The sequence below is a fragment of the Ruegeria sp. AE4 genome, assembly GCF_056542185.1.
In genome coordinates, this window is sequence record NZ_JBQFZK010000009.1 from 64410 (window position 1) to 85203 (window position 20794).

Annotated in this window: 20 protein-coding genes and 1 riboswitch; of the genes, 3 read left to right on the top strand and 17 right to left on the bottom strand. The window is 56.9% G+C overall.

Going from position 1 to position 20794, the window contains the following annotated elements; genetic code table 11:
* Window positions 1-4 precede the first annotated feature (4 nt).
* Window positions 5-379 carry a DUF2237 family protein gene (locus ACR0EK_RS12490; RefSeq protein WP_209505410.1) on the top strand — a complete coding sequence of 125 codons (375 nt, stop codon included), beginning with the start codon at window positions 5-7 and terminating at the stop codon, window positions 377-379.
* 28 nt (window positions 380-407) lie between these two features.
* On the opposite strand, the gene ACR0EK_RS12495 is transcribed toward ACR0EK_RS12490, so the two are convergent.
* From ACR0EK_RS12495 to rpsA, 6 genes are all read right to left on the bottom strand, one after another.
* Window positions 408-2063, bottom strand: coding sequence for an Ig-like domain-containing protein (locus ACR0EK_RS12495; RefSeq protein WP_480900146.1), 1656 nt, complete (start codon window positions 2061-2063; stop codon window positions 408-410).
* A 689-nt stretch (window positions 2064-2752) separates the two neighbouring features.
* Window positions 2753-4000 (bottom strand): tryptophan synthase subunit beta, encoded by a 1248-nt coding sequence (gene trpB, locus ACR0EK_RS12500; RefSeq protein WP_267365446.1) that lies wholly within the window; start codon window positions 3998-4000, stop codon window positions 2753-2755.
* Between the two features lie 98 nt (window positions 4001-4098).
* Window positions 4099-4743, bottom strand: coding sequence for a phosphoribosylanthranilate isomerase (locus tag ACR0EK_RS12505; protein WP_480484014.1), 645 nt, complete (start codon window positions 4741-4743; stop codon window positions 4099-4101).
* 5 nt (window positions 4744-4748) lie between these two features.
* Window positions 4749-5099, bottom strand: a complete 351-nt coding sequence (locus ACR0EK_RS12510) for a LapA family protein (RefSeq protein WP_267365457.1) — start codon at window positions 5097-5099, stop codon at window positions 4749-4751.
* Window positions 5100-5106: 7 nt separating this feature from the next.
* The gene (ihfB, locus tag ACR0EK_RS12515) at window positions 5107-5391 is read right to left on the bottom strand and encodes an integration host factor subunit beta (RefSeq protein ID WP_050603110.1); all 285 of its coding nucleotides are present in this window, start codon (window positions 5389-5391) and stop codon (window positions 5107-5109) included.
* A gap of 270 nt (window positions 5392-5661) precedes the next feature.
* Entirely contained in the window at window positions 5662-7338 is a 1677-nt protein-coding gene (gene rpsA, locus ACR0EK_RS12520; RefSeq protein WP_480484015.1) for a 30S ribosomal protein S1, read from the bottom strand.
* A 630-nt stretch (window positions 7339-7968) separates the two neighbouring features.
* On the opposite strand from rpsA, the gene ACR0EK_RS12525 reads away from it, so the two are divergent.
* Window positions 7969-8445, top strand: coding sequence for a YHS domain-containing (seleno)protein (locus tag ACR0EK_RS12525; RefSeq protein WP_480774045.1), 477 nt, complete (start codon window positions 7969-7971; stop codon window positions 8443-8445).
* Window positions 8446-8469: 24 nt separating this feature from the next.
* On the opposite strand, the gene ACR0EK_RS12530 is transcribed toward ACR0EK_RS12525, so the two are convergent.
* The 10 genes from ACR0EK_RS12530 to miaB all read right to left on the bottom strand — a co-directional run bounded on the left by ACR0EK_RS12530 (window position 8470) and on the right by miaB (window position 18953).
* Window positions 8470-9087 (bottom strand): (d)CMP kinase, encoded by a 618-nt coding sequence (locus ACR0EK_RS12530; RefSeq protein ID WP_480774044.1) that lies wholly within the window; start codon window positions 9085-9087, stop codon window positions 8470-8472.
* Window positions 9084-10430 (bottom strand): 3-phosphoshikimate 1-carboxyvinyltransferase, encoded by a 1347-nt coding sequence (aroA, locus tag ACR0EK_RS12535; protein ID WP_480967847.1) that lies wholly within the window; start codon window positions 10428-10430, stop codon window positions 9084-9086. Before aroA ends, ACR0EK_RS12530 begins: the two co-directional genes overlap by 4 nt.
* A gap of 68 nt (window positions 10431-10498) precedes the next feature.
* The gene (gene trmB, locus ACR0EK_RS12540; protein WP_480967848.1) at window positions 10499-11209 is read right to left on the bottom strand and encodes a tRNA (guanosine(46)-N7)-methyltransferase TrmB; all 711 of its coding nucleotides are present in this window, start codon (window positions 11207-11209) and stop codon (window positions 10499-10501) included.
* Between the two features lie 97 nt (window positions 11210-11306).
* Window positions 11307-12488: a methionine adenosyltransferase gene (gene metK, locus ACR0EK_RS12545; protein ID WP_480832706.1), complete on the bottom strand. Its 1182-nt coding sequence runs from the start codon at window positions 12486-12488 to the stop codon at window positions 11307-11309.
* Window positions 12489-12493: 5 nt separating this feature from the next.
* Window positions 12494-12542, bottom strand: a riboswitch (SAM-SAH riboswitch).
* Window positions 12543-12572: 30 nt separating this feature from the next.
* Window positions 12573-14087 carry an apolipoprotein N-acyltransferase gene (lnt, locus tag ACR0EK_RS12550; protein WP_480900150.1) on the bottom strand — a complete coding sequence of 505 codons (1515 nt, stop codon included), beginning with the start codon at window positions 14085-14087 and terminating at the stop codon, window positions 12573-12575.
* Window positions 14084-14971: a hemolysin family protein gene (locus tag ACR0EK_RS12555; RefSeq protein ID WP_480484022.1), complete on the bottom strand. Its 888-nt coding sequence runs from the start codon at window positions 14969-14971 to the stop codon at window positions 14084-14086. The genes lnt and ACR0EK_RS12555 overlap by 4 nt, the downstream gene beginning before the upstream one ends.
* Before the next feature lie 35 nt (window positions 14972-15006).
* Window positions 15007-15501, bottom strand: coding sequence for an rRNA maturation RNase YbeY (gene ybeY, locus ACR0EK_RS12560; RefSeq protein ID WP_480900152.1), 495 nt, complete (start codon window positions 15499-15501; stop codon window positions 15007-15009).
* 36 nt (window positions 15502-15537) lie between these two features.
* Window positions 15538-16560 carry a PhoH family protein gene (locus ACR0EK_RS12565; RefSeq protein WP_480538620.1) on the bottom strand — a complete coding sequence of 341 codons (1023 nt, stop codon included), beginning with the start codon at window positions 16558-16560 and terminating at the stop codon, window positions 15538-15540.
* Between the two features lie 136 nt (window positions 16561-16696).
* On the bottom strand, window positions 16697-17461 hold the full coding sequence (locus ACR0EK_RS12570; protein ID WP_480900154.1) for an outer membrane protein: 765 nt from the start codon (window positions 17459-17461) through the stop codon (window positions 16697-16699).
* Between the two features lie 172 nt (window positions 17462-17633).
* Window positions 17634-18953 (bottom strand): tRNA (N6-isopentenyl adenosine(37)-C2)-methylthiotransferase MiaB, encoded by a 1320-nt coding sequence (gene miaB / locus ACR0EK_RS12575; protein WP_480900156.1) that lies wholly within the window; start codon window positions 18951-18953, stop codon window positions 17634-17636.
* A 122-nt stretch (window positions 18954-19075) separates the two neighbouring features.
* Between miaB and ACR0EK_RS12580 the strand changes: the two genes are divergently transcribed.
* A complete protein-coding gene (locus ACR0EK_RS12580; protein WP_480832697.1) occupies window positions 19076-19939 on the top strand; it encodes a hypothetical protein in 864 nt (287 codons plus the stop codon).
* Window positions 19940-19945: 6 nt separating this feature from the next.
* Here ACR0EK_RS12580 and ACR0EK_RS12585 read toward each other — a convergent pair whose 3' ends face one another.
* A complete protein-coding gene (locus tag ACR0EK_RS12585; protein WP_480507092.1) occupies window positions 19946-20743 on the bottom strand; it encodes a phytanoyl-CoA dioxygenase family protein in 798 nt (265 codons plus the stop codon).
* Between the last annotated feature and the right edge of the window lie 51 nt (window positions 20744-20794).

The window sequence follows — 20794 nt, forward strand, 5'->3', positions numbered from 1 at the left end:
CATTATGCAGAAACAAGAAAGTATCAATGTACTGGGTGGCGTTCTGGCCCCGTGCTCTCGCGACCCTTTGACAGGGTTTTTCCGGGATGGCGCGTGCAATACCTGCCCCGAGGATCAGGGCAGTCATACCGTCTGCGCCGTGATGACGGCCGAGTTTCTGGCATTCTCAAAATATGTCGGCAATGATCTGAGCACGGCGCGGCCCGAATTCGACTTTCCCGGCCTTCGCCCAGGCGACAGTTGGTGTTTATGCGCCAGCCGGTTTTTGCAAGCTCATGACGAAGGATGTGCGCCACAGGTTCATCTGGAGGCGACACATCAACGCGCGCTTGAGATCGTACCGCTCGACATTTTGCTTCAAAATAAGGCAAAGACCTGAAGGCCCACCAAAGGGGCGCACGGCTGATTCAGAATGCCATTTGCCAGATCAGGCTGACACTGTAGTTTTCAAAACCGCTTTCGCCGATACCATCATAGAACAGGTTTGCGGCCAGAAGGCTGTTGTTCTCCAGCCGGTAATCAAATCCCAGATCGGCACGGGCGCGGGCGGTGTCGCCAATGGGTGTCAAGCCAGGAACAGTGCCTGTGCCGGATGTTGTGCTCCAAATACCAGACAGACCACCGGTCAGCATCATCTGACCGCGCGACACCTGGATTGGGTGACTGAAATCCATACCCAGCCGTGCAGTGGTCAGGCTGAAATCCTGGTGTGGGATCAGGTTGCCCAGACTATCGGTATAAGCCTCCTGATCGTCGCTGGCATAGCTAACATCCAGCAACGGCATAAGCGTCAGGTCACCGCGCTTGAACTCTCCGGTTACGCGCGACTGGATCAGCCAGCGTTCACTATCGAAACTGTCGGTATAGGTGCCCAGTGGAGAAATGTCGTTATCAGCCTGACCGTACAGAACACGCCCTTCGAAAAACACTGGCTGGTTGGGCAGTTTGGCGACGACATAAGGTCCGACCAGCCACCCTGTGCCATCCACGCTGGCCGGGCCGTTTTCGGTTTCGGCATAATCGATCTGCAGCATGGCGCCGATCAGAAGGTTCGAGTTCACCCAGCCATGCGCCCCCACCACGGCCAAGGCATAAGAACTGTCGTAATCGTTTTGCGAGCTCCAGTTCCCGGACAGATTGAACCAGACCGGTTGGGTTGGATCACTTGCAAATTTCAGATACCCCGATCCCTGCGTCACCGACGAGTCCAGCGCACCTGATCCTGATTGCTGAAGAAACTGCGTCAGCTCTGGCTGATTGGTCACGAGGCTGTTGGCCCGGGCGTTCTGAAAGGCCTGCACCAGTCGCTGTGTGTCCGTTACACCCTGTTGTGTGCTGACCCTGTTGGACGCAAGGTTCAGGTTCCCGGCGGCATCCGAAAAAACGCCTGCGGGAATAAACAGCTCAATTGTACCGTTACTTTGCGCAGTCAGCGTTGCGACATAATTGGATCCGGACCCAGTCAGGGTGGCGGACGCATTGGTGACCGACAAGTCGCCCACCGTGAAATCTGTGCTGGGTTCACTAAGTGTGATCACCGCTTGGAACGTTCCGTTGCCGATTGTTGTCAGTGCACCGATTGAGGCAGTCGGCTGCGTCGTGTCGGCCAGCGTCCGCGTGTTGATAATCTGGGTATTCGTGACACCCGACAGCGCGATCTCATAAAGGTAAAGCGGCCCTCCCACGGTTTCGCGCGCGGTGAACATGACCCCAAGATAGCCATCAGCGGCGTAAGTTGAGTCCGCTCCGTTCTGGCTGAGTATAGTCGCGCCAATATATCCAAGATTGGCCAATCCTGCTGGCGTAATAGCAGGTTGAGTCAAAACACCATTGTTGAAATAGAACGATCCTCCCGGGCCTTCTCCCGAGCCGCCCAACGACATGAACGCTGTCGCAGTGCCTTGTAGATTAGAAAAGAAAATCTGCCCGCCGTTGGGTGTTGCGACTGTCTGGGACGGAAACGAAGGGTTGCCAAACGCCAGACCCTCTTTGACGCTTCCCATCAAAAGCGCGGAAACCAAAAGACCCAGGCACGACAGCCTCGTAATTGCGGACCAAACCATATTACCTCCTACAGCACCGCGTGGGTGCCAAACACCAGAGTGCCTGGGGTTAAAATCGCATCCCAAGCAGCGTCATCCTTGCCCCATCTTCGCAGAGACATCCCCAGAACCGACCGCAAATCGCCGGTTAATGAGAAGTTAATTCAATTGGAAGACGCTGTATAGAACGCGGCAGGAATCAACTGGGGCGTGCGGGACACGTCGTGTTGTTGGAACAACCGGGTTTTGACCTGGACCCAATCTCAAACGGCTTGAAACACCCAATATTTACAGTGTCGTCGCGCGAAGAAGGAAACCTGAGGCAGGCTGCGCTGGAAAATCACCTGCAAAGACAGAAAGGACATAGTCACTGACAGTCCAGCAATTTTGCAACAGTACGGCACCGCTTGCTACACTGATCTCCAATTGGAAACCTTCGGGCGCAGGTTGAACGGGGTAATATCGCTTGTGGACGATTCTTTAACCGGGCTCCGTCGGGTCCAAAAAGATCGCCTGCGAGGGCCAACATACGGTGACAAAACCGGATGCCACACCAGGGCAGGAACAACAATCCGTCTGCGCCCGTTAAAACACCAATTAGATCCGAAGGCCATTTCGGAGCAGCATTACAATCACGGGTGGACCGAAGGGTGTTCCGGCAGCTTGATTGGTCGAGATTGTAAACCGGGGCATGTGGCCCCGGTTCGAAATCAACCGGCCGTGCGGCCCTCGGTGTCAGACATGTCAAAGTTCAGGTATTTTGCGACGGTCTGAACATCCTTGTCACCACGTCCACACATGTTCATGCAGATCAGGTGGTCCTTGGGCAACTCGGGCGCGATCTTCATGACATGCGCCAGAGCGTGGCTGGGTTCCAGCGCCGGAATGATACCCTCAGTGGCGCAGCACAGCTGGAATGCCTCAAGCGCTTCCTTGTCGGTAATCGAGACGTAAGTCGCGCGACCAACCTCATGCAACCAGGAATGTTCGGGCCCGATACCCGGATAGTCCAGACCGGCCGAGATCGAATAGCCTTCCAGAATCTGCCCGTCATCATCCTGCAGCAGATAGGTGCGGTTGCCATGCAGAACGCCCGGACGACCGCCTGTCAGCGAGGCGCAATGCTCCATCTTTTCGTTTACACCTTTACCGCCGGCCTCGACACCGATGATGTTGACGTCCTTGTCATCAAGGAAAGGATAGAACAGACCCATCGCGTTCGAGCCGCCGCCGATTGCCGCAATGATAGTGTCGGGCAGACGGCCTTCGGCCTTCATCATCTGCTCTTTCGCTTCCTTGCCAATGATCGACTGGAAATCACGCACCATCGCCGGGTATGGGTGCGGACCGGCCACTGTGCCGATGCAGTAGAACGTATCGCGCACATTGGTCACCCAGTCACGCAGCGCGTCATTCATCGCGTCCTTCAGCGTACCGCGACCCGAGGTCACAGGGATCACCTCGGCCCCCAGCAGGCGCATACGAAACACGTTCGGGGCCTGACGTTGCACGTCATGGGCACCCATATAGACGATGCATTTCAAACCAAATTTCGCGCAGACCGTGGCTGTGGCCACACCGTGCTGCCCTGCCCCGGTCTCGGCAATGATCCGGGTCTTGCCCATGCGTCGCGCCAGAATGATCTGGCCCAGCACGTTGTTGATCTTGTGTGCGCCGGTGTGGTTCAGCTCATCACGTTTCAGATAGATCTTCGCCCCGCCCAGATGCTCGGTCAGGCGTTCCGCGAAATACAGAGGTGAGGGGCGGCCCACATAGTTGGCCCACAGATCATCCATCTCGGCCCAGAAGGTCGGATCATCCTTGGCTTTGTTGTATTCCTCTTCCAGTGACAGGATCAGCGGCATCAGCGTTTCGCTGACAAAACGCCCGCCGAATATGCCAAAGCGCCCTTGCTCGTCAGGGCCGGACATGAAGGAATTGAAAAGATCGTTGGCCATGGGTGTCTCCCTCGTCGTACCTGACTTTCATAGGTGGTCGTCGCGGGATTTGCCATGGCAAAACGCACCATGTCGCCCCCTGGCAGCGGCAAACAAAATCAGCGTGTCGCGTCGATAAATGCCTGTATCAGTCCAGCGTCCTTTACGCCCGGCGCGCTTTCAACACCCGACGCCACATCGACTTGCCGCGCACCCGTCATGCGGATCGCCTCAGCGACATTGTCTGGGTTCAGACCACCGGACAACATCCACGGCCTGCGCCAATATTTTCGACCTGCCAGCAGCCGCCAGTCAAAAGGAAGACCGTTGCCGCCGGGAAGTTCCGAATTCTTCGGCGGCTTTGCATCGATCAGAAGCTGGTCTGCAACTTCGGAATACAGATCAATCGCAGCCAAATCCTCGGCCTCGGCAACACCGATCGCCTTGATGACGGGCAGGCCATAGCGCTGCTTGATCTCTGCCACACGCTCGGGGCTCTCTCCGCCGTGAAGCTGCAACATATCCAGCGGAACCCCCGCGACAATCTCATCAAGCTGCGCGTCCGAGAAATTCACGGCCAGAGCGACCTTGGCGACGCCGACTGGTACTTCGGCGGCCAACGCCGCGGCTTGCGGTATCGGTGCGTAACGGGGCGATTTGGGAAAAAAGTTGAACCCGACATAGCGCGCACCGGCTGCAACGGCTGCGCGCACATGTTCTGAGGCGGTCAAACCGCAGATTTTAACGGACACATCGGTAGACATAAGCCTCAGCTGGCCTCGTCAAGCAGGGCCAGAACATCATCCTTACCCTCGTTCTGCTTTTTCTTGAGCTTCTTGACCTCGCGTTCAAGCTTGCGGACCTCGCCCTTTTTCACGGTCGCATCGCGGCGGTGTTTGTGTTCCCGCAGCCATTCCCACATGAAACCGATGATCAAACCGGCGACAACACCGCCCAGAACGACCAGAAAAAGTGGTAAAGAGGTACTGACGTTAAAGCCCAGAAGCTCGGCCAGAGCATCGGGCATCAGTTTCAGTTCTACAGACTGAACATTTGCCAAGGAAACGGAAATCAGAACGATCCCGAGAGTCCCAAGAAAAGCATATCGAAGGTAACGCATCATGAGGTCAGGCTTTACCGTTCAAACGATCCCTGAGCAACTTACCAGTTTTGAAAAATGGTACACATTTTTCTTCGACCTGAACGGTTTCACCGGTACGGGGGTTGCGCCCAACGCGGGCATCCCGCTTTTTCACCGAAAAGGCACCAAAGCCACGCAGTTCGACCCGGTCGCCGCGCGCCATGGCATCGGTGACTTCTTCGAACACGGTGTTCACAATCCGCTCGACATCACGCTGATAGAGATGCGGGTTTTCGTCAGCGATTTTCTGAATCAGTTCTGAACGGATCATTCGTGATACCCTCCCAGGCAGCCGGTGTGACAGGTCTACTGTTTTGACAGTATAGGAAAAAACCCAGAACGGGGGAACGGATACTCTGCGTGTTGAGGCTTTATTTTGCCATATTCTCACGCGAAATTTTGCCCGACAGGCCGATTTACACACTTCAAGCGCGAACATTATCGAGTTTAAGCAACGTGTTTGGAACATGTTGATTCGCAACAAAAACGGCCCCGCACTTCCATGCGAGGCCGTAAATCATGCTTGGGATGCGCCCCAGGCTTAGTCGCCCGACTTCAGCGCTGCGCCCAGAATGTCGCCCAGCGACGCGCCCGAGTCGGAAGAACCGTACTGTTCCACGGCTTCTTTCTCTTCTGCGATCTCGCGTGCCTTGATCGACAGACCCAGACGACGGGTCTTGCTGTCGACGTTGGTTACGCGGACATCAACCTTGTCACCGACCGAGAAACGCTCGGGGCGCTGTTCGGAACGGTCACGCGACAGGTCGGAACGACGGATGAACGACTTCATGCCTTCGTACTCGACCTCGATGCCGCCATCTTCGATTGCAGTCACTTCGACAGTGATGACCGAGCCACGCTTCACGCCGCCAACGGCTTCTGCGAACTTGTCACCGCCCAGAGCTTTGATCGACAATGAGATACGCTCTTTCTCGACATCCACTTCCGAGACAACGGCCGAAACCATGTCGCCTTTGCGGTAGTTCTGGATCGCATCCTCGCCACGCTCGTCCCAGGACAGGTCCGACAGGTGAACCATGCCGTCGATGTCTCCTTCGAGGCCGATGAACAGACCGAATTCGGTGATGTTCTTGACTTCGCCTTCGACTTCGGTGCCCTCGGGGTGGGTTTCTGCAAACACTTCCCATGGGTTGCGCTGAGTCTGCTTCAGGCCCAGAGACACGCGGCGCTTGGCACCGTCGATTTCCAGAACCATGACGTCGACTTCCTGGCTGGTCGAGACGATCTTGCCGGGGTGGACGTTTTTCTTGGTCCAGGACATCTCGGACACGTGCACCAGACCTTCGACACCGGCTTCCAGTTCGACGAATGCGCCGTAGTCGGTGATGTTGGTGACGCGACCCTGATGAACCGAGCCCAGAGGGTACTTGGCAGCAACCAGATCCCACGGATCTTCCTGAAGCTGCTTCATGCCCAGGCTGATGCGGTGGGTGTCTTTGTTGATCTTGATGACCTGAACCTTGATGGTTTCACCGATCGTCAGGATCTCGGACGGGTGGTTCACACGACGCCATGCCATGTCAGTGACGTGCAGCAGGCCATCTACGCCGCCCAGGTCAACGAATGCGCCGTATTCGGTGATGTTCTTGACCACGCCCTCGACGTTCTGACCTTCGGTCAGGTTGCCGATGACTTCGGCGCGCTGTTCGGCACGCGATTCTTCCAGGATTGCGCGGCGCGACACAACGATGTTGCCACGGCGGCGGTCCATTTTCAGGATCTGGAACGGCTGCTTCAGACCCATCAGCGGGCCTGCGTCGCGTACGGGGCGTACGTCAACCTGCGAACCGGGCAGGAACGCAACCGCGCCACCCAGATCGACGGTGAAGCCACCTTTGACGCGGCCAAAGATTGCACCATCGACACGCTGGTCGTCGGCATATGCTTTTTCCAGACGGTCCCATGCCTCTTCGCGGCGGGCCATCTCGCGCGAGATGACGGCTTCGCCACGGGCGTTTTCTGCGGCGCGCAAGTAAACTTCGACCTCGTCACCGACAGCGATTTCAGGGGCTTCGCCGGGATTTGCGAATTCTTTCAGATCAACGCGGCCTTCCATTTTATAGCCTACGTCGATGATGGCTTGACCGGCTTCAATCGCCAGAATCTTGCCTTTGACAACAGAACCCTCTTCGGGCGTGTCCATTTCGAAGCTTTCATTCAGGAGGGCTTCGAATTCCTCCATGGATGCGTTAGCCATGTGGCGTTCATTTCCTTTACAGTACGTTTTTGCTGGCCGAGCGGTTGTCTCCGCCGGTCTTGTTTCATGATGTCTTCAAGCGTGATCCGGTGCGCCCCTGAGCAAACAAACACAAAGGGCCGAGGTAACCCGGCCCTGCTCAGAAACGTCATCCGGACGTTGACCGCCCTTGTATCGACAGCGCGCGTATAGGCTGAATCTTGAGCCGGTGCAAGTGCAAAGCCTATGGTGCGCGGCAGCGCGCGCAGGAACTCCTGCCTAACGCTGATCCCCAATGCGATTTGGCAATCTGAACGATAGCGGATTCTGACTGAACAAGTCTGCATGGTCCGCGGCAGGTTCTTGTCAGAAGGAATCCTGGTACCGGGAACCGAACCACGCGGCTGAGCCTCAGCTTGCAACGCAAAGGTGATATGTCTCAACGTTCCGCGCGTCACCCAGCGCCCGGCTTCCTACGTCTCGGGATGGATGGTGGAGATTTGCAGATTGAACGCCAGCCATTCGCCTTTTTGTACGATCTGCAAGATCTGGTGGCGTATCTGAGATTAAACGTTCCGCATCCTTTCCCTAGCTTTGCCTTATCGGTCGACAAAGCGATCGACCCGAAACCAGAACCAAAGGGAAAATATCATGAAATCTCTCATCTTTGCCGCCATGGCGACTGCAGTTGCCCTGTCCACCCCAGCCTTTGCCGCTGACGAAATCAACGTGTCCAACGGCCTTTCAGCCGCCGGTGCGCCGCTGGCCGCGCATGGGGTTGATCTGGTTGCATTGGTCAATGATGGCAACCCGGTCGAAGGCTTCGCCACTCATTCGTCAACTTATGACGGAGCCTCCTATTATTTCACGTCCGCCGCGAACCGTGAAGCGTTCGAGGCAAACCCTGCCGCATACCTGCCGCAGCACGGTGGCTTCTGTTCGTTCGGCGTATCAGTCGGCAAGAAATTTGACGGTGACCCGGATCAATACCTTGTCGCAGACGGAAAATTGTTTCTGTTCCTGAACGCGGAAACCCGGGCAGCCTTTTTGAAGGACGTTGTCACCACCGCAAAAACGGCGGATGACCAATGGGTGAATATCAAAAGCGTCGCCGTGGGCGAGCTGTAAGACCTGACCCGTTTGCCCGCGGCGTTAACGCGTCGCGGGCAGTTTTGCGTTGATCACCTCAAGGGCTTTGGCCAACGCCGCCTCGATACTCAGATCGGTGGTGTCCAACTGCACGGCATCCTCAGCGGGTTTCATCGGAGCGGTGCTGCGCTCAGCATCCCGCGCGTCCCGTTCTCTGACGTCCGCCAGAACCTGTTCACGGGTTACGTCAGCGCCTTTTGCACTAAGCTCCAGGAAGCGCCGCTCGGCGCGCACTTCTGCACTGGCTGTTACAAACAGCTTCACTTCGGCATCTGGACAAATCACCGTGCCAATATCACGACCGTCCAGAACGGCCCCACCTGCCCTGCGGGAAAAGGCGCGCTGAAAATCGACCAAGGCAGCGCGAACCTCTGGAAGAACCGCCACTTTGGAAGCTGCCTGCGCAACGTCGGCCGTGCGCAGGTCGCCCTTCTCAAGCTCCTCTGCGGTCAGAGACTGCGCGGCTTCAATCGCGCTTTCCCCCTCAAGCGTACGCCTTCCGACAGCGCGATACAGCAAACCCGTGTCCAGATGAGCAAAGCCGAAATGCGCCGCCACGGCCTTTGATATCGTGCCCTTGCCCGCAGCCGCTGGTCCGTCAATGGCAACAGTGAAACTCAAGTGCGCTCTACCTTTGCACCCAGCGACTCCATCAGTGGTTCAAAGATCGGGAACGACGTCGCGATCGGGCCGCCGTCATCCACACTCACGGGGCTCTGTGCCCCCATACCCATCACCATGAACGACATGGCGATGCGGTGATCCAGAAAGCTCTCGCAGGTGCCTCCTCCCGGAACGTTGCCGATGCCCAGCCCTTCAACCGACCACCAGTCATCACCTTCGGCAACAGTCACCCCGTTGGCGCGCAGGCCACGCGCCATGGCGTCAATCCGGTCGCTTTCCTTCACGCGCAGCTCTTTCACGCCGCCCATCATCGTTGTGCCTGTGGCATTTGCAGCCACTACCGACAGAACCGGGTATTCATCGATCATTGAGGCGGCACGCTCGGAAGGAACGTCGATGCCTTTCATGTCGGGCGAGTACTTGGCGCGCAAATCGGCGACTGGCTCGCCCCCCTCTTCGCGTTCGTTTTCATAGGTCAGATCAGCGCCCATCTCGCGCAAGGTCGTAAAGAGGCCCGCGCGTGTGGGGTTCAAACCAATCCCAGGCACCAAAACATCGGATCCAGGTGTGATCAACGCCGCGCAAACCGGAAAAGCCGCACTGGACGGATCGCGCGGTACAGCGATGACCTGCGGCTTCAGTTCCGGGCGACCGGTCAAAGTGATAACTCGGCCCTCATCGGTATCCTCGACGGTGATCTCGGCACCAAATCCAGCCAGCATCCGTTCGGAATGGTCACGCGTGGCCTCTTTCTCGATCACAACGGTCTTTCCGGGAGCATTCAGACCCGCCAGCAGAACGGCAGATTTCACCTGCGCCGACGGCACAGGAACTTCGTATCGCACAGGGGTCGGGTCCGCCGCGCCAACGATGGTCATCGGCAAGCGCCCGCCGGATCGCCCAACCGATTCTGCCCCAAACAAGGCCAGAGGATCAGTTACACGCGCCATGGGGCGTTTGTTCAGGCTGGCATCACCGGTAAATGTCGCAGTGATCGGAGAGGTCGCCATCGCCCCCATGATCAGCCGCACGCCGGTTCCCGAGTTACCACAGTCGATCACCTGACCCGGTTCGGCGAAGCCACCGACACCCACGCCGTGCACTGTCCATTCCCCGTTTCCGTGATCTGTGACCTCAGCACCGAAGGCACGCATCGCCTTGGCGGTATCCAGAACGTCTTCGCCCTCCAGCAAGCCCGAAATCCGGGTTTCACCCACGGCCATTGCGCCAAGGATCAGCGACCGGTGCGAAATCGACTTGTCGCCGGGCACCTCTGCCATGCCGGTCAGCGGGCCGCAGGGATGCGAGGTCATCGGGATGGGCGTGCCGTGTCCGGACATGAGGGCTCCTTTTGCGCTATCAGTGCTCAAGCCGATTAGCGAATTGACGCCCGTTGGTCCAGCGGCAATCAGCCTTTGCGTCGGAAGGTCAGGTAATGAGGTGTCCGACCCTCGCGCAGCGCCTTCTGCTCGTATCGCGTGGAGATCCAGTCGTTCCACGGTTCGCGCCAGTCCGAAGGGCGTTCGGCCAGCAATTCAAACCCGGCGCGCGGAACCTCTTCCAATGTCTGACGCACGTAATCGGGAATGTCAGTAGCAACCCGGAAGATCGCCCCGGGTTTCAGCACCTTTGCCAATGGCTCAAGATGTTCCTGGGTTACAAATCGACGGCGATGATGCCGCGTTTTGGGCCATGGATCGGGATAGAGAAGGAACGCGCGCGAAATGCTGGCCTCTGGCAGCACGTCGAACAGATCGCGCGCATCGCCAGGGTGCACGGCGAGGTTTTCAACACCTGCCTGACGGATTTTGCCCAGCAGCATGGCAACACCGTTGATGTAAGGCTCGGCCCCGATGATGCCAATGTCAGGATTGTTTTGCGCCTGGTGCACCAGATGCTCACCACCGCCAAAGCCGACTTCCAACCAGACCGGTTTACCGCCGTACAGGCCATCCAGGTCCAGCGGCTTGCGTTCAGGGTTGGTGTCCCAGTCCACAGCGCCGGGTGACAAGGCGGCCAGATCTTCGTTCAGATAGGTCTTTTGACTGGGCTTCAGGGTCTTGCCCTTGAAGCGGCCATAAAAGTTTCTGCGCGGGCGTTGTGGGGTCTCGGTGCTCATGGCGGTGGCCATACTGCGCAGCGGAGTACGTTGCAAGAGCGTGCACCGCCCCAAAAGAAAAAGCGCGCCCCTGAAGGCGCGCTTTGGATTTTTCAGATCAAACTGCTGATTTCAGCGCGTCGACCAGATCAGTGCGTTCCCAGCTAAAACCGCCATCTGCATCCGGTTCGCGGCCAAAGTGCCCGTAAGCCGCTGTACGCTGGTAGATCGGCTTGTTCAGCTGAAGGTGCTGACGAATGCCGCGGGGTGTCAGATCCATGATCTGACCAACTGCTTTTTCGATCGCCGCATCTGCAACCTGACCCGTGCCATGCGTGTCTGCATAGATCGACAGCGGCTTCGATACGCCAATGGCATAGCTCAACTGAATGGTGCAGCGCTCGGCCATACCGGCGGCTACGACGTTTTTCGCCAGGTAGCGCGCGGCATAGGCCGCCGAACGGTCAACCTTGGTCGGGTCTTTGCCCGAGAAAGCACCGCCACCATGCGGGGCTGCGCCACCATAGGTATCCACGATGATCTTACGACCGGTCAATCCCGCGTCGCCATCCGGCCCGCCAATAACGAATTTGCCGGTCGGGTTGACGTGCCATTCGGTATCAGCCGACAGCCAGCCTTCGGGCAGAGTTTCACGGATATAGGGTTCAACGATGGCGCGGATGTCATCCGACGTCAGCGCCTCATCCAGATGCTGCGTCGACAGAACGATCGAGCTGACGCCGACCGGTTTGCCGTTTTGATAAACGACAGACAACTGAGATTTCGCATCCGGCCCCAGTGCAGGTTCGGTGCCGTTCTTGCGCACTTCGGCCAGACGCCGCAGGATTGCGTGCGAATACTGGATCGGCGCAGGCATAAGCGCAGGCGTCTCGGTTGTGGCAAAGCCAAACATGATGCCCTGGTCGCCAGCGCCTTCGTCCTTGTTGTCCGCGGCATCCACGCCCTGCGCGATATGGGCGGATTGTTCGTGCAGAAGGTTCGTCACCTCGACTGTTTCGTGGTGGAACTTGTCCTGCTCGTATCCGATGTCTTTCACGCACTCGCGCGCAATTTCGTCGATGCGGCTCATGTAGTCATGCAGTTTGTCCTTGTCCGACAGACCAACTTCGCCACCGATAACGATGCGGTTGGTCGTGGCAAAGGTTTCGCAGGCCACGCGCGCCTCAGGCTCTTCGTTTAGAAATGCATCAAGGACAGCATCCGAGATACGGTCACAGACCTTATCCGGGTGCCCTTCAGAAACGGATTCCGAAGTAAAAGTATAGTTCTGTCGGGACATAAATGTGCTCCATTAAGGTTTCTCCGCCACGCCAGGAAGCCGTTGTGGCAGACCACAGACGCATACGCTTGCCCAAAGTTGGGGTCAATCTCTAATTGCCCGGTTGCCGCGAGTACCAAACAGCGCCATCGCCAGAATAAACAGTAAGACAACAACGATCGGACTGTCCCCGATACGTGCATAAGTCGTGCGACGGTGTGGTTGCGGCAGCACGGCGTCCACATATCCTGCCTCACCCAGAGCCAACGACGCAGTCACCCGACCCAATGGGTCAATCATGGCCGATACACCGGTATTGGCCGAACGGATCATCGGCAAGCCCTGCTCAATTGCCCTCATCCGGGCTTGCACCAGGTGTTGAAACGGTCCCGACCGCGTACCAAACCACGCGTCATTTGTGATCTGCAATAAGAAGTCAGCCCGACCCGGCGCACCATTCACATCTTGCGGGAAAATGGCTTCGTAGCAAATCAGGGGCAATGCGCTTCCAAGCTTGCCGAGGTCCAACAGGGCGGGACCCGGCCCCGCGCTGAACCCGTGCCCGGTTGTGGCCGCCAGACCACTGACCCCGAAACGCCCCATCAGGTCACCCAAGGGGACGTATTCACCGAAAGGCGCCAAGTGGTGTTTGTCATACAACCCTGCCTGACGCCTGGTTTCATCCAGATAGACCAGCGAGTTGAAGATTCTCGGGCCTTCTGCGCGCTGAATCCCCAATATCACCGGCACACCCTGCGCGGCATCCGCAACAGTTGACAGAAACGGTTGTGCGCCACCTAACCAAGCTGGAACTGCGGTCTCGGGCCAGACAATCAGGTCGGGTCTGGGAAAGGCTGCGGTATATTCAACCTGACGCGCAAAAAACAAAGGCGCATATGCCGGATCCCATTTTTGGTGCTGGGGGGCATTCGGCTGAACCACGCGAACCAGATGCGAACCGTCCTGAACGACGGGTCGCGTCGACCCATAAGTAATCGCCAGCGCGGCCATCGCGACTGTAAAACCCAGGGTCCGCGCCAAACCGTTCAAGGGTTTATCCTGCACCAATGCCGCGCCAATTGGGAGCGTTGCCGCAAAGGTCAGCGCGTTCAACCCATATGGCCCAACCAGAGACAGCACCTGAGCCACCGGTGTATCCACCCAGATCTGCGCGACTCCAGCCCATGGAAAGCCGGTCAGCACATATCCACGCGCCACCTCGGCCAGGGACAAGACTGCAACCAGTAATATGCCCTGACGAATGGGCGTGGCACCATTATTGCGCGACAGGCCAAAGGCGGCAGCCCAGAACAAGGCCAGTCCGCCCGCCAAGAACACCAACGCAAACGGGGCCATCCAGGCATGGCGTTCAGCATCTACCTGAAACGGCTCAATGATCCAGCCAAGGGCATGGGCAAAATAGCCGGTCGCGAAGGCCCAGCCGACCCATGCCGCCCGGCCTCGGGTTTCGCTGGCAAGGAAAATCGGCACAATCAGAACCAGAGCCAAAACGGTTGCGCCCCAATACAGATGCGGCGCCTGACCAAACGCGCCTGCCCCGCCAAGGGTGGCAGCGACCAACAATCTCAACGATAATGGCCAGCCCCTTACTGGGGTCATGCAGCAACGTCCGGCAGCATGACGCGCAGCCGTTTGATTCGGCGTGGATCGGCTTCGATCACTTCGAATTCCGGGCCCTCTGGGTGAATGACAACCTCACCCCGCGCCGGAACGCGGCCGGAGAGCATAAAGACAAGCCCGCCCAGAGTATCGATTTCCTCTTCGTCGACGTCTTCATGACTGGTCAGAGACCGGCCAATCTCGGCCTCGAAATCTTCGAGCGGCACACGCGCCTGTACCACATAGCATCCGGGCTTTTCCTGCACCCAAAGCTGGTCTTCATCCGCATCGTGCTCGTCAGCGATTTCACCTACGACCTGCTCGATCAGGTCTTCGATCGTCAGCAGACCATCAACGCCGCCATATTCATCAATCACCAATGCCATGTGACGCCGCTCGGTTTGCATCTTGGTCAACAAGACGCCGATTGGCATGGATGGCGGCACGAACAATAGCGTCCGCAGCATAGAGGTCAGATCAAACTTTTTACCCCCACCGTTGAAACCGTGGGTCAGAGCAAAATCCTTGAGGTGAACAAAACCAAGCGGTGTATCCAAGGTTCCCTCATAGACTGGAATCCTCGACATACCACTGCTTCGGAAAACGTCCGCCAGTTCATCTTTTGTGATCGTCGAAGGTACCGAGACAATTTCAGCGGTAGGGATGGCAACATCCTCAACGCGCATCCGGCGCAGGTTAATCATCCCGCGTGGCTGCGCCACAGCCGCGTTTTGTCCGTTCACCGTCTGGTCCGGTTGAGTATCATCGCTCGAAAACACTTCGAGGATTCGAGAAAACAAACCGGTTTTCTCTTCCGTTTCAGTACTGCTGTCCTGAGGTTGCGCGCTTTGCGCCGCCCTAGAACTGCCTTCTATATCGCCCATTACCTTGTTCCAACTGATCGGGTCTTGAACCCACATTATACCTTATATGGGTCATCAATACCCAATTTGCCAAGTATCTTGACCTCAATCCCTTCCATCAAGGTGGCATCGGGGTCACGAATGTGATCATAACCCAGCAAATGCAACGTTCCGTGAACAAGCAAATGGGTCACGTGATCACTCATTGCCTTGTTGGCTTCGGCCGCCTCTCGGGCGCAGGTGTCATAGGAAATCGCAACATCGCCCAGAACAATCTCGCCGGTAAAGTCCGGCTCTGGCAGGCGTGGTGATTGCCCTGCCTCGTCCGGAGCCAGGTCTCCCGCAGGCCAGCTCAGCACATTGGTGGGCGTCGGTTTGCCCCGAAATTCTGCGTTCAGTTCGGAAATCCGCGCATCGTTGCACCCCAGAATACTGACTTCGCACAGCTCCGGGGTCAAACCGCAATGGGTCAGAACGGCGTTAATCGCCTTTTGTGACAAGACCTCAAGATCTTGCCACCTTTCGTCTTCGAAAATGAGATCCAGGGTCATCTTACCGCACAACAGCCTCGTTAACGGGCTATGTGCTCACGTGGTTTCACGGCCCGCATCGGCCTCATACGCCTCGATGATCGCAGCGACAAGCGGGTGGCGCACCACGTCTTTCGAGGTGAAGTAGTTAAAACTGATATTCGGGATCGTTTTCAACAACCTCTCAGCATCCGCCAGACCCGATTGAACACCACGCGGCAAATCGACCTGTGACCGGTCGCCGGTGATGACCATGCGGCTTCCTTCCCCCAGACGGGTCAGAAACATCTTCATCTGCATCGTGGTGGCGTTTTGCGCTTCGTCCAGAACCACAAATGCGTTGGCCAGCGTACGACCGCGCATAAAGGCCAGCGGAGCGATTTCGATTCGTTTCTCTTCGATCAGTTTGGCCAACTGTTTTCCGGGCAGAAAATCGTTCAGCGCGTCATAAAGCGGTTGCATGTAAGGGTCGACCTTATCCTTCATGTCACCCGGCAGATAGCCCAGTTTCTCGCCCGCCTCGACCGCCGGACGGCTCAGGATGATTCGATCCACATGCCCGCCGATGAACATCGAAACCCCGACCGCCACCGCCAGATAGGTCTTACCCGTCCCCGCTGGACCAATTCCAAAGGCCAGCTCATTGTTGAACAGTGACTGGACATAGGCTTTCTGGGCGTCGGTGCGCGGCTCAACCAGCTTCTTGCGGGTCTTGATCTCGACAGAACCGCCCTTGAACATCTCAAGCTGATCGCCATCGCGGCTTCCAGTTCCCTGCTCCGAAACACCCATCCGCAACTCGCGATCGACGTCTGCGGCCTCAACCTCGCGCCCACCTTCAAGCCGTGTATACAGCGATTGAAGCACTTCAACCGCCTGTTTCTGAGCATCATCATCGCCCATAACAACCAACTGATTGCCGCGACGTACAATCTGGACCGAAAGCTTGGTTTCGATCTCGGCCAGATTGCGGTCATATTCACCGCACAGGTCAATCAGCAATCGGTTGTCTGGAAATTCTACGAACGCCTCGTGTTGGGGCATTTCATCTTGCGGTGGGGTCAGGGCACCGATGGCCAATCCGCTCTCCTGTCTTGGCTGTTCACTCCGAGCGTAGACAACAAATCTTGGTAGGCGCAAGCCACAGTTTCAAAAATAAACGCTGAGATGTCATAACAGCCGATTTAACGGTGATCGGTTGCCGATTGGGCGAACATCAGAAGGTATAGTTCAGCCCGAATCTCAAACCGCTGTATTTTGGTGTGGACTTTGTGGAAAAGCCAGAACTGAACTGGACGTTTTTTGATTGGAATTGGACATATTCATATTCGCCCGTAATCGACCAATTGTCGGACAACTTATGCTCGGCCCCTATGCTTGCCGAATAACCGTTCCGCCGATCTGACGCCGAGAAATTCTGAACCGTCGGGCCCAATGCCAAGCTGTTGGTTGTTTCCACATCGCCCCACAGATATCCGACACTGAAGAAATACAGAATTCGTCCGCTGCGGTTTGTCAGACCATTACGAAATCGGACTGCCAGAACATCCGAAATCTCTGTTCCGCCTTGCACATTGACGCCGCCGATCCGCCTGCTGACAGTGTCGTCCAGGGAACCGAATTCATACCCGACTTCAAAGCCATAGACATAGTCGCGCCCACCGGTAGCAGGTAAAATACCACGCCACCCCCCCCGGAGCCCCCCGTATGTCCCCGACAAGTCCTGATCACCGATATCAAACTGCCTGCTGGGCGTTGTCAGGCCAAACCGATCGTCCCCACCAGACCCATAACCGCCGGTAAGTCCCAGGTAAAAAGCGCTGACATCAGTGCTGAATCTTTCCGGGCCTACCACTTCCGGATCGGTTACCTCACCTTTCAAATCACCGGCCATGGATGCGCCGGCAATCAGTGTAACAGCGGCAGTTAGCGTCAGCGTTTTCAACCTGCTCAGGCTCCTAAAGCTCTTGATAGTCGTCACTCGTACCTCCCTCATCCCGTTTTCCGGGACCGGCATACAGCCGATTTGCAGACGCAGAACCTTGCGCCCAAAAAACCATGGCTCCTCTCGGAGCATAGTTCCGAGCAATAAATCAAGGGTAAATTTCGGAAACAAACACCAACTATGGTGTCCGGGAGGTGTTTACACCGACCTACAACAACTCACCGGCCAGAGAATTTGCCCCCGACTCAGTGATCCGGACTTCTCTCAAGTCACCCGTGGCGATCTCTGGTCCTTTTACGTGCACCGAATGCAAATATTCGGACTTTCCAACCATCTGCCCGGACAAGCGACCCGGTTTTTCGAATAGAACGCGGACAGTGCGTCCGACCATACCGTCCTGAATCTCTCGCTGATGGCGCGTGATCAAGGCCTGAAGCCGCTGCAACCGTTCATCTGCCGCAGCCGGATCAACCTGCAACCGTTCAGCTGCCGGGGTTCCCGGACGTGTGGAGTATTTGAAGGAATAGGCATAGCCGTATTTGACCTCTTCGACCAAATCCATCGTGGCCTGAAAATCATCTTCGGTCTCTTCTGGGAAACCAACAATGAAGTCCCCCGACATCACGATATCTGAACGCGCCGCACGAATGCGTTCGACCAGCCGCAGATAGCTTTCTGCCGTATGGCTACGGTTCATCCGCTTGAGGATACGGTCCGAACCCGACTGAACCGGCAGGTGCAGATAAGGCATCAGCTTGTCACAGGTGCCATGTGCCTCGATCAGGTCGTCGGCCATGTCGTTTGGGTGCGAGGTCGTAAAGCGGATGCGTTCCAGCCCGTCGACCTTGTTCAGTTCCCAGATCAAGCCGGCAAGCGTCATGTCACCATTCGCCCCGGCACCGTGATAGGCGTTGACGTTTTGGCCCAGCAACGTGATCTCGCGTACCCCGCGTTCGACCAGATCATGGGCTTCGCGGATGATGCGATCGGCTGGGCGGCTGACTTCAGCACCGCGTGTATAAGGAACCACGCAGAAGGCGCAGAATTTATCGCAGCCCTCCTGAACAGTCAAAAACGCCGTCGGTCCGCGCTTGGCCTTGGGGCGGTTTTTCAATTTTTCGAACTTGTCTTCTTCGGGGAAATCCGTGTCCAGCGCCTTTTCGCCCGCTCGGGTCTTTGCCTCCATCTCGGGCAGGCGGTGATAGCTTTGCGGACCTACCACCAGATCAACCAAAGGCTGGCGGCGCATGATCTCTTCGCCTTCCGCCTGAGCAACACAGCCCGCCACGCCGATTTTCAGATCAGGCTTCTCGGCCTTCAGACCCTTGAAGCGCCCCAGTTCGGAATACACTTTTTCTGCCGCTTTCTCGCGGATGTGGCACGTGTTCAGCAGGATCATATCCGCATCTTCGGGGGTCTGGGTTTCAACGTAGCCCTGCCCGCCCAGCGCCTCGGACATGCGTTCACTGTCATAGACATTCATCTGACAGCCATAGGTCTTGATAAACAGCTTCTTCGGTTCGGACATGAGACGGGCCTTTGCATTCGCTGGACCGGCGTCGTCTATATGCTTCGAACGCCGCTTGCAATGCGGGCGCAATTACCCGAATTTGGCGGAACTTTCCAGCAAGACAAAACTGAAAACAGCCGATGCAATACGATTCCCTCGACCATTTCCTGAAAGCCGGGCAACCCGCAATGGCGCAAGGCCCCGTTGCGATGGTCTTTGCCGAGGATGAGGTCGAGTTGGAAAGTACTCTGCATCACCATCTGAAACTAGGGTTCAAATCCGTTATCGCCTTCATGCCTCAGGAGTTCCGACTGGAGCCCGCGTTGACCGACCGGGTGCATCGGGTCACCTTGAAGTGCGTTCCCCGAACGGTGGTTTTCGATACCCTGAACAGAATAATTCAGGCCGCACCCGGCATCTGGATGTATTACTGCTACAACGCCGAATACCTGTTCTTTCCGTTTTGCGAAACGCGCAGCATTGCTGAGATGCTGGCCTTTCACAGCGAAGAACGCCGCAACGCTATGCTGAGCTACGTCATCGACCTTTATGCCGAGGACCTGACCGCTTTTCCCAACGGTGTCGCCCCCGAACAGGCTTTGTTCGACAAAACGGGTTACTATGCCCAATCACGCCGCGACCCTGACGGCCAACCGCTGGACCGCCAGGTTGACCTGTCAGGTGGCTTGCGCTGGCGGTTCGAGGATCACATTCCCTATGAACGCCGTCGCATCGACCGCATCGCTCTGTTTAAGGCGCAAAAGGGCCTGATCCTGAAATCGGACCACACGTTCAATGAGCCGGAATTCAATACCTATTCCTGCCCATGGCACCACAACATGACCGCGGCTATTTGTTCCTTCCGCGCCGCGAAGGCGCTCAAAACAAATGCCGGGTCGACTTTTGACATTCCGAATTTTAGCTGGCGCAACTCTGTGCCTTTTGAATGGCACTCGCGGCAGCTGCTGGATCTGGGCCTGATCGAATCAGGCCAGTGGTTCTGAATCGTCTCAGCGCTGAAACAGGACCGGAAACCAGTCTTCGCGAAGACGCTGCCCCGGCGTCATGCCATGACCGGGAAAAGGTGGAGAGGTTCTGCCTGGACGCTCTACATACCGCGCGTCATCGCCGACCAACCGCAGAGAAAAGGCGCGGCGACGGCTATCCGAGTGGTTACCCCGCGCACCGTGAAGGGTTCGATAATTGAAGGCAACGGCGTCACCGGGGTCCATTTCGAATTCAACGACTTTCATGCCCTCGGCATCCGGGTCCGGCACGGGGATGTACTGCCCTTCATCCGGGAAAAAACCTTCCTCGGAAACCCAGCGAGTTGGCAGCACCTCTTTCTCCCACCGGTGAGAACCTGCGACACAGCGCAACGTCGCCTGCCTGACCGGATCCAGCGGAGACCAGAAGCTGATGGTTTGCTGACCTTCAACGAAGTAATATGGGCCATCCTGATGCCAGGGCGTGGCCATGGATGTCCCGGGCTCTTTTACCAATACGTGGTCGTGAAACACCTGCACGTTTTTAGACTGCATCAGGTCCGCTGCGACCTCGGCCGCAGGCGAGTTTTCGATCACCTCGCGGAACTGCGGGATGCGGGTCCAGTTGCAATAATCGTCAAAGAACAGACCCGTTTGACCCTCTTTCTTGTTTTCTGATGCATACGGGCCAGGCTCTGCCATATTCGCGGCCACACCCTTCCGCAGTTGATCCACATAGTCTGCAAACAGCCCTTTGATCAGAACGACGCCATCATCCTGATAAGTTGTGATCATTTCTTGAGTAACAAGCGGGTGAGGCATCCGGGTCTCCATTCGTTTTCCAATCTTTTGCGTTGAAGATGTGTTCTATTC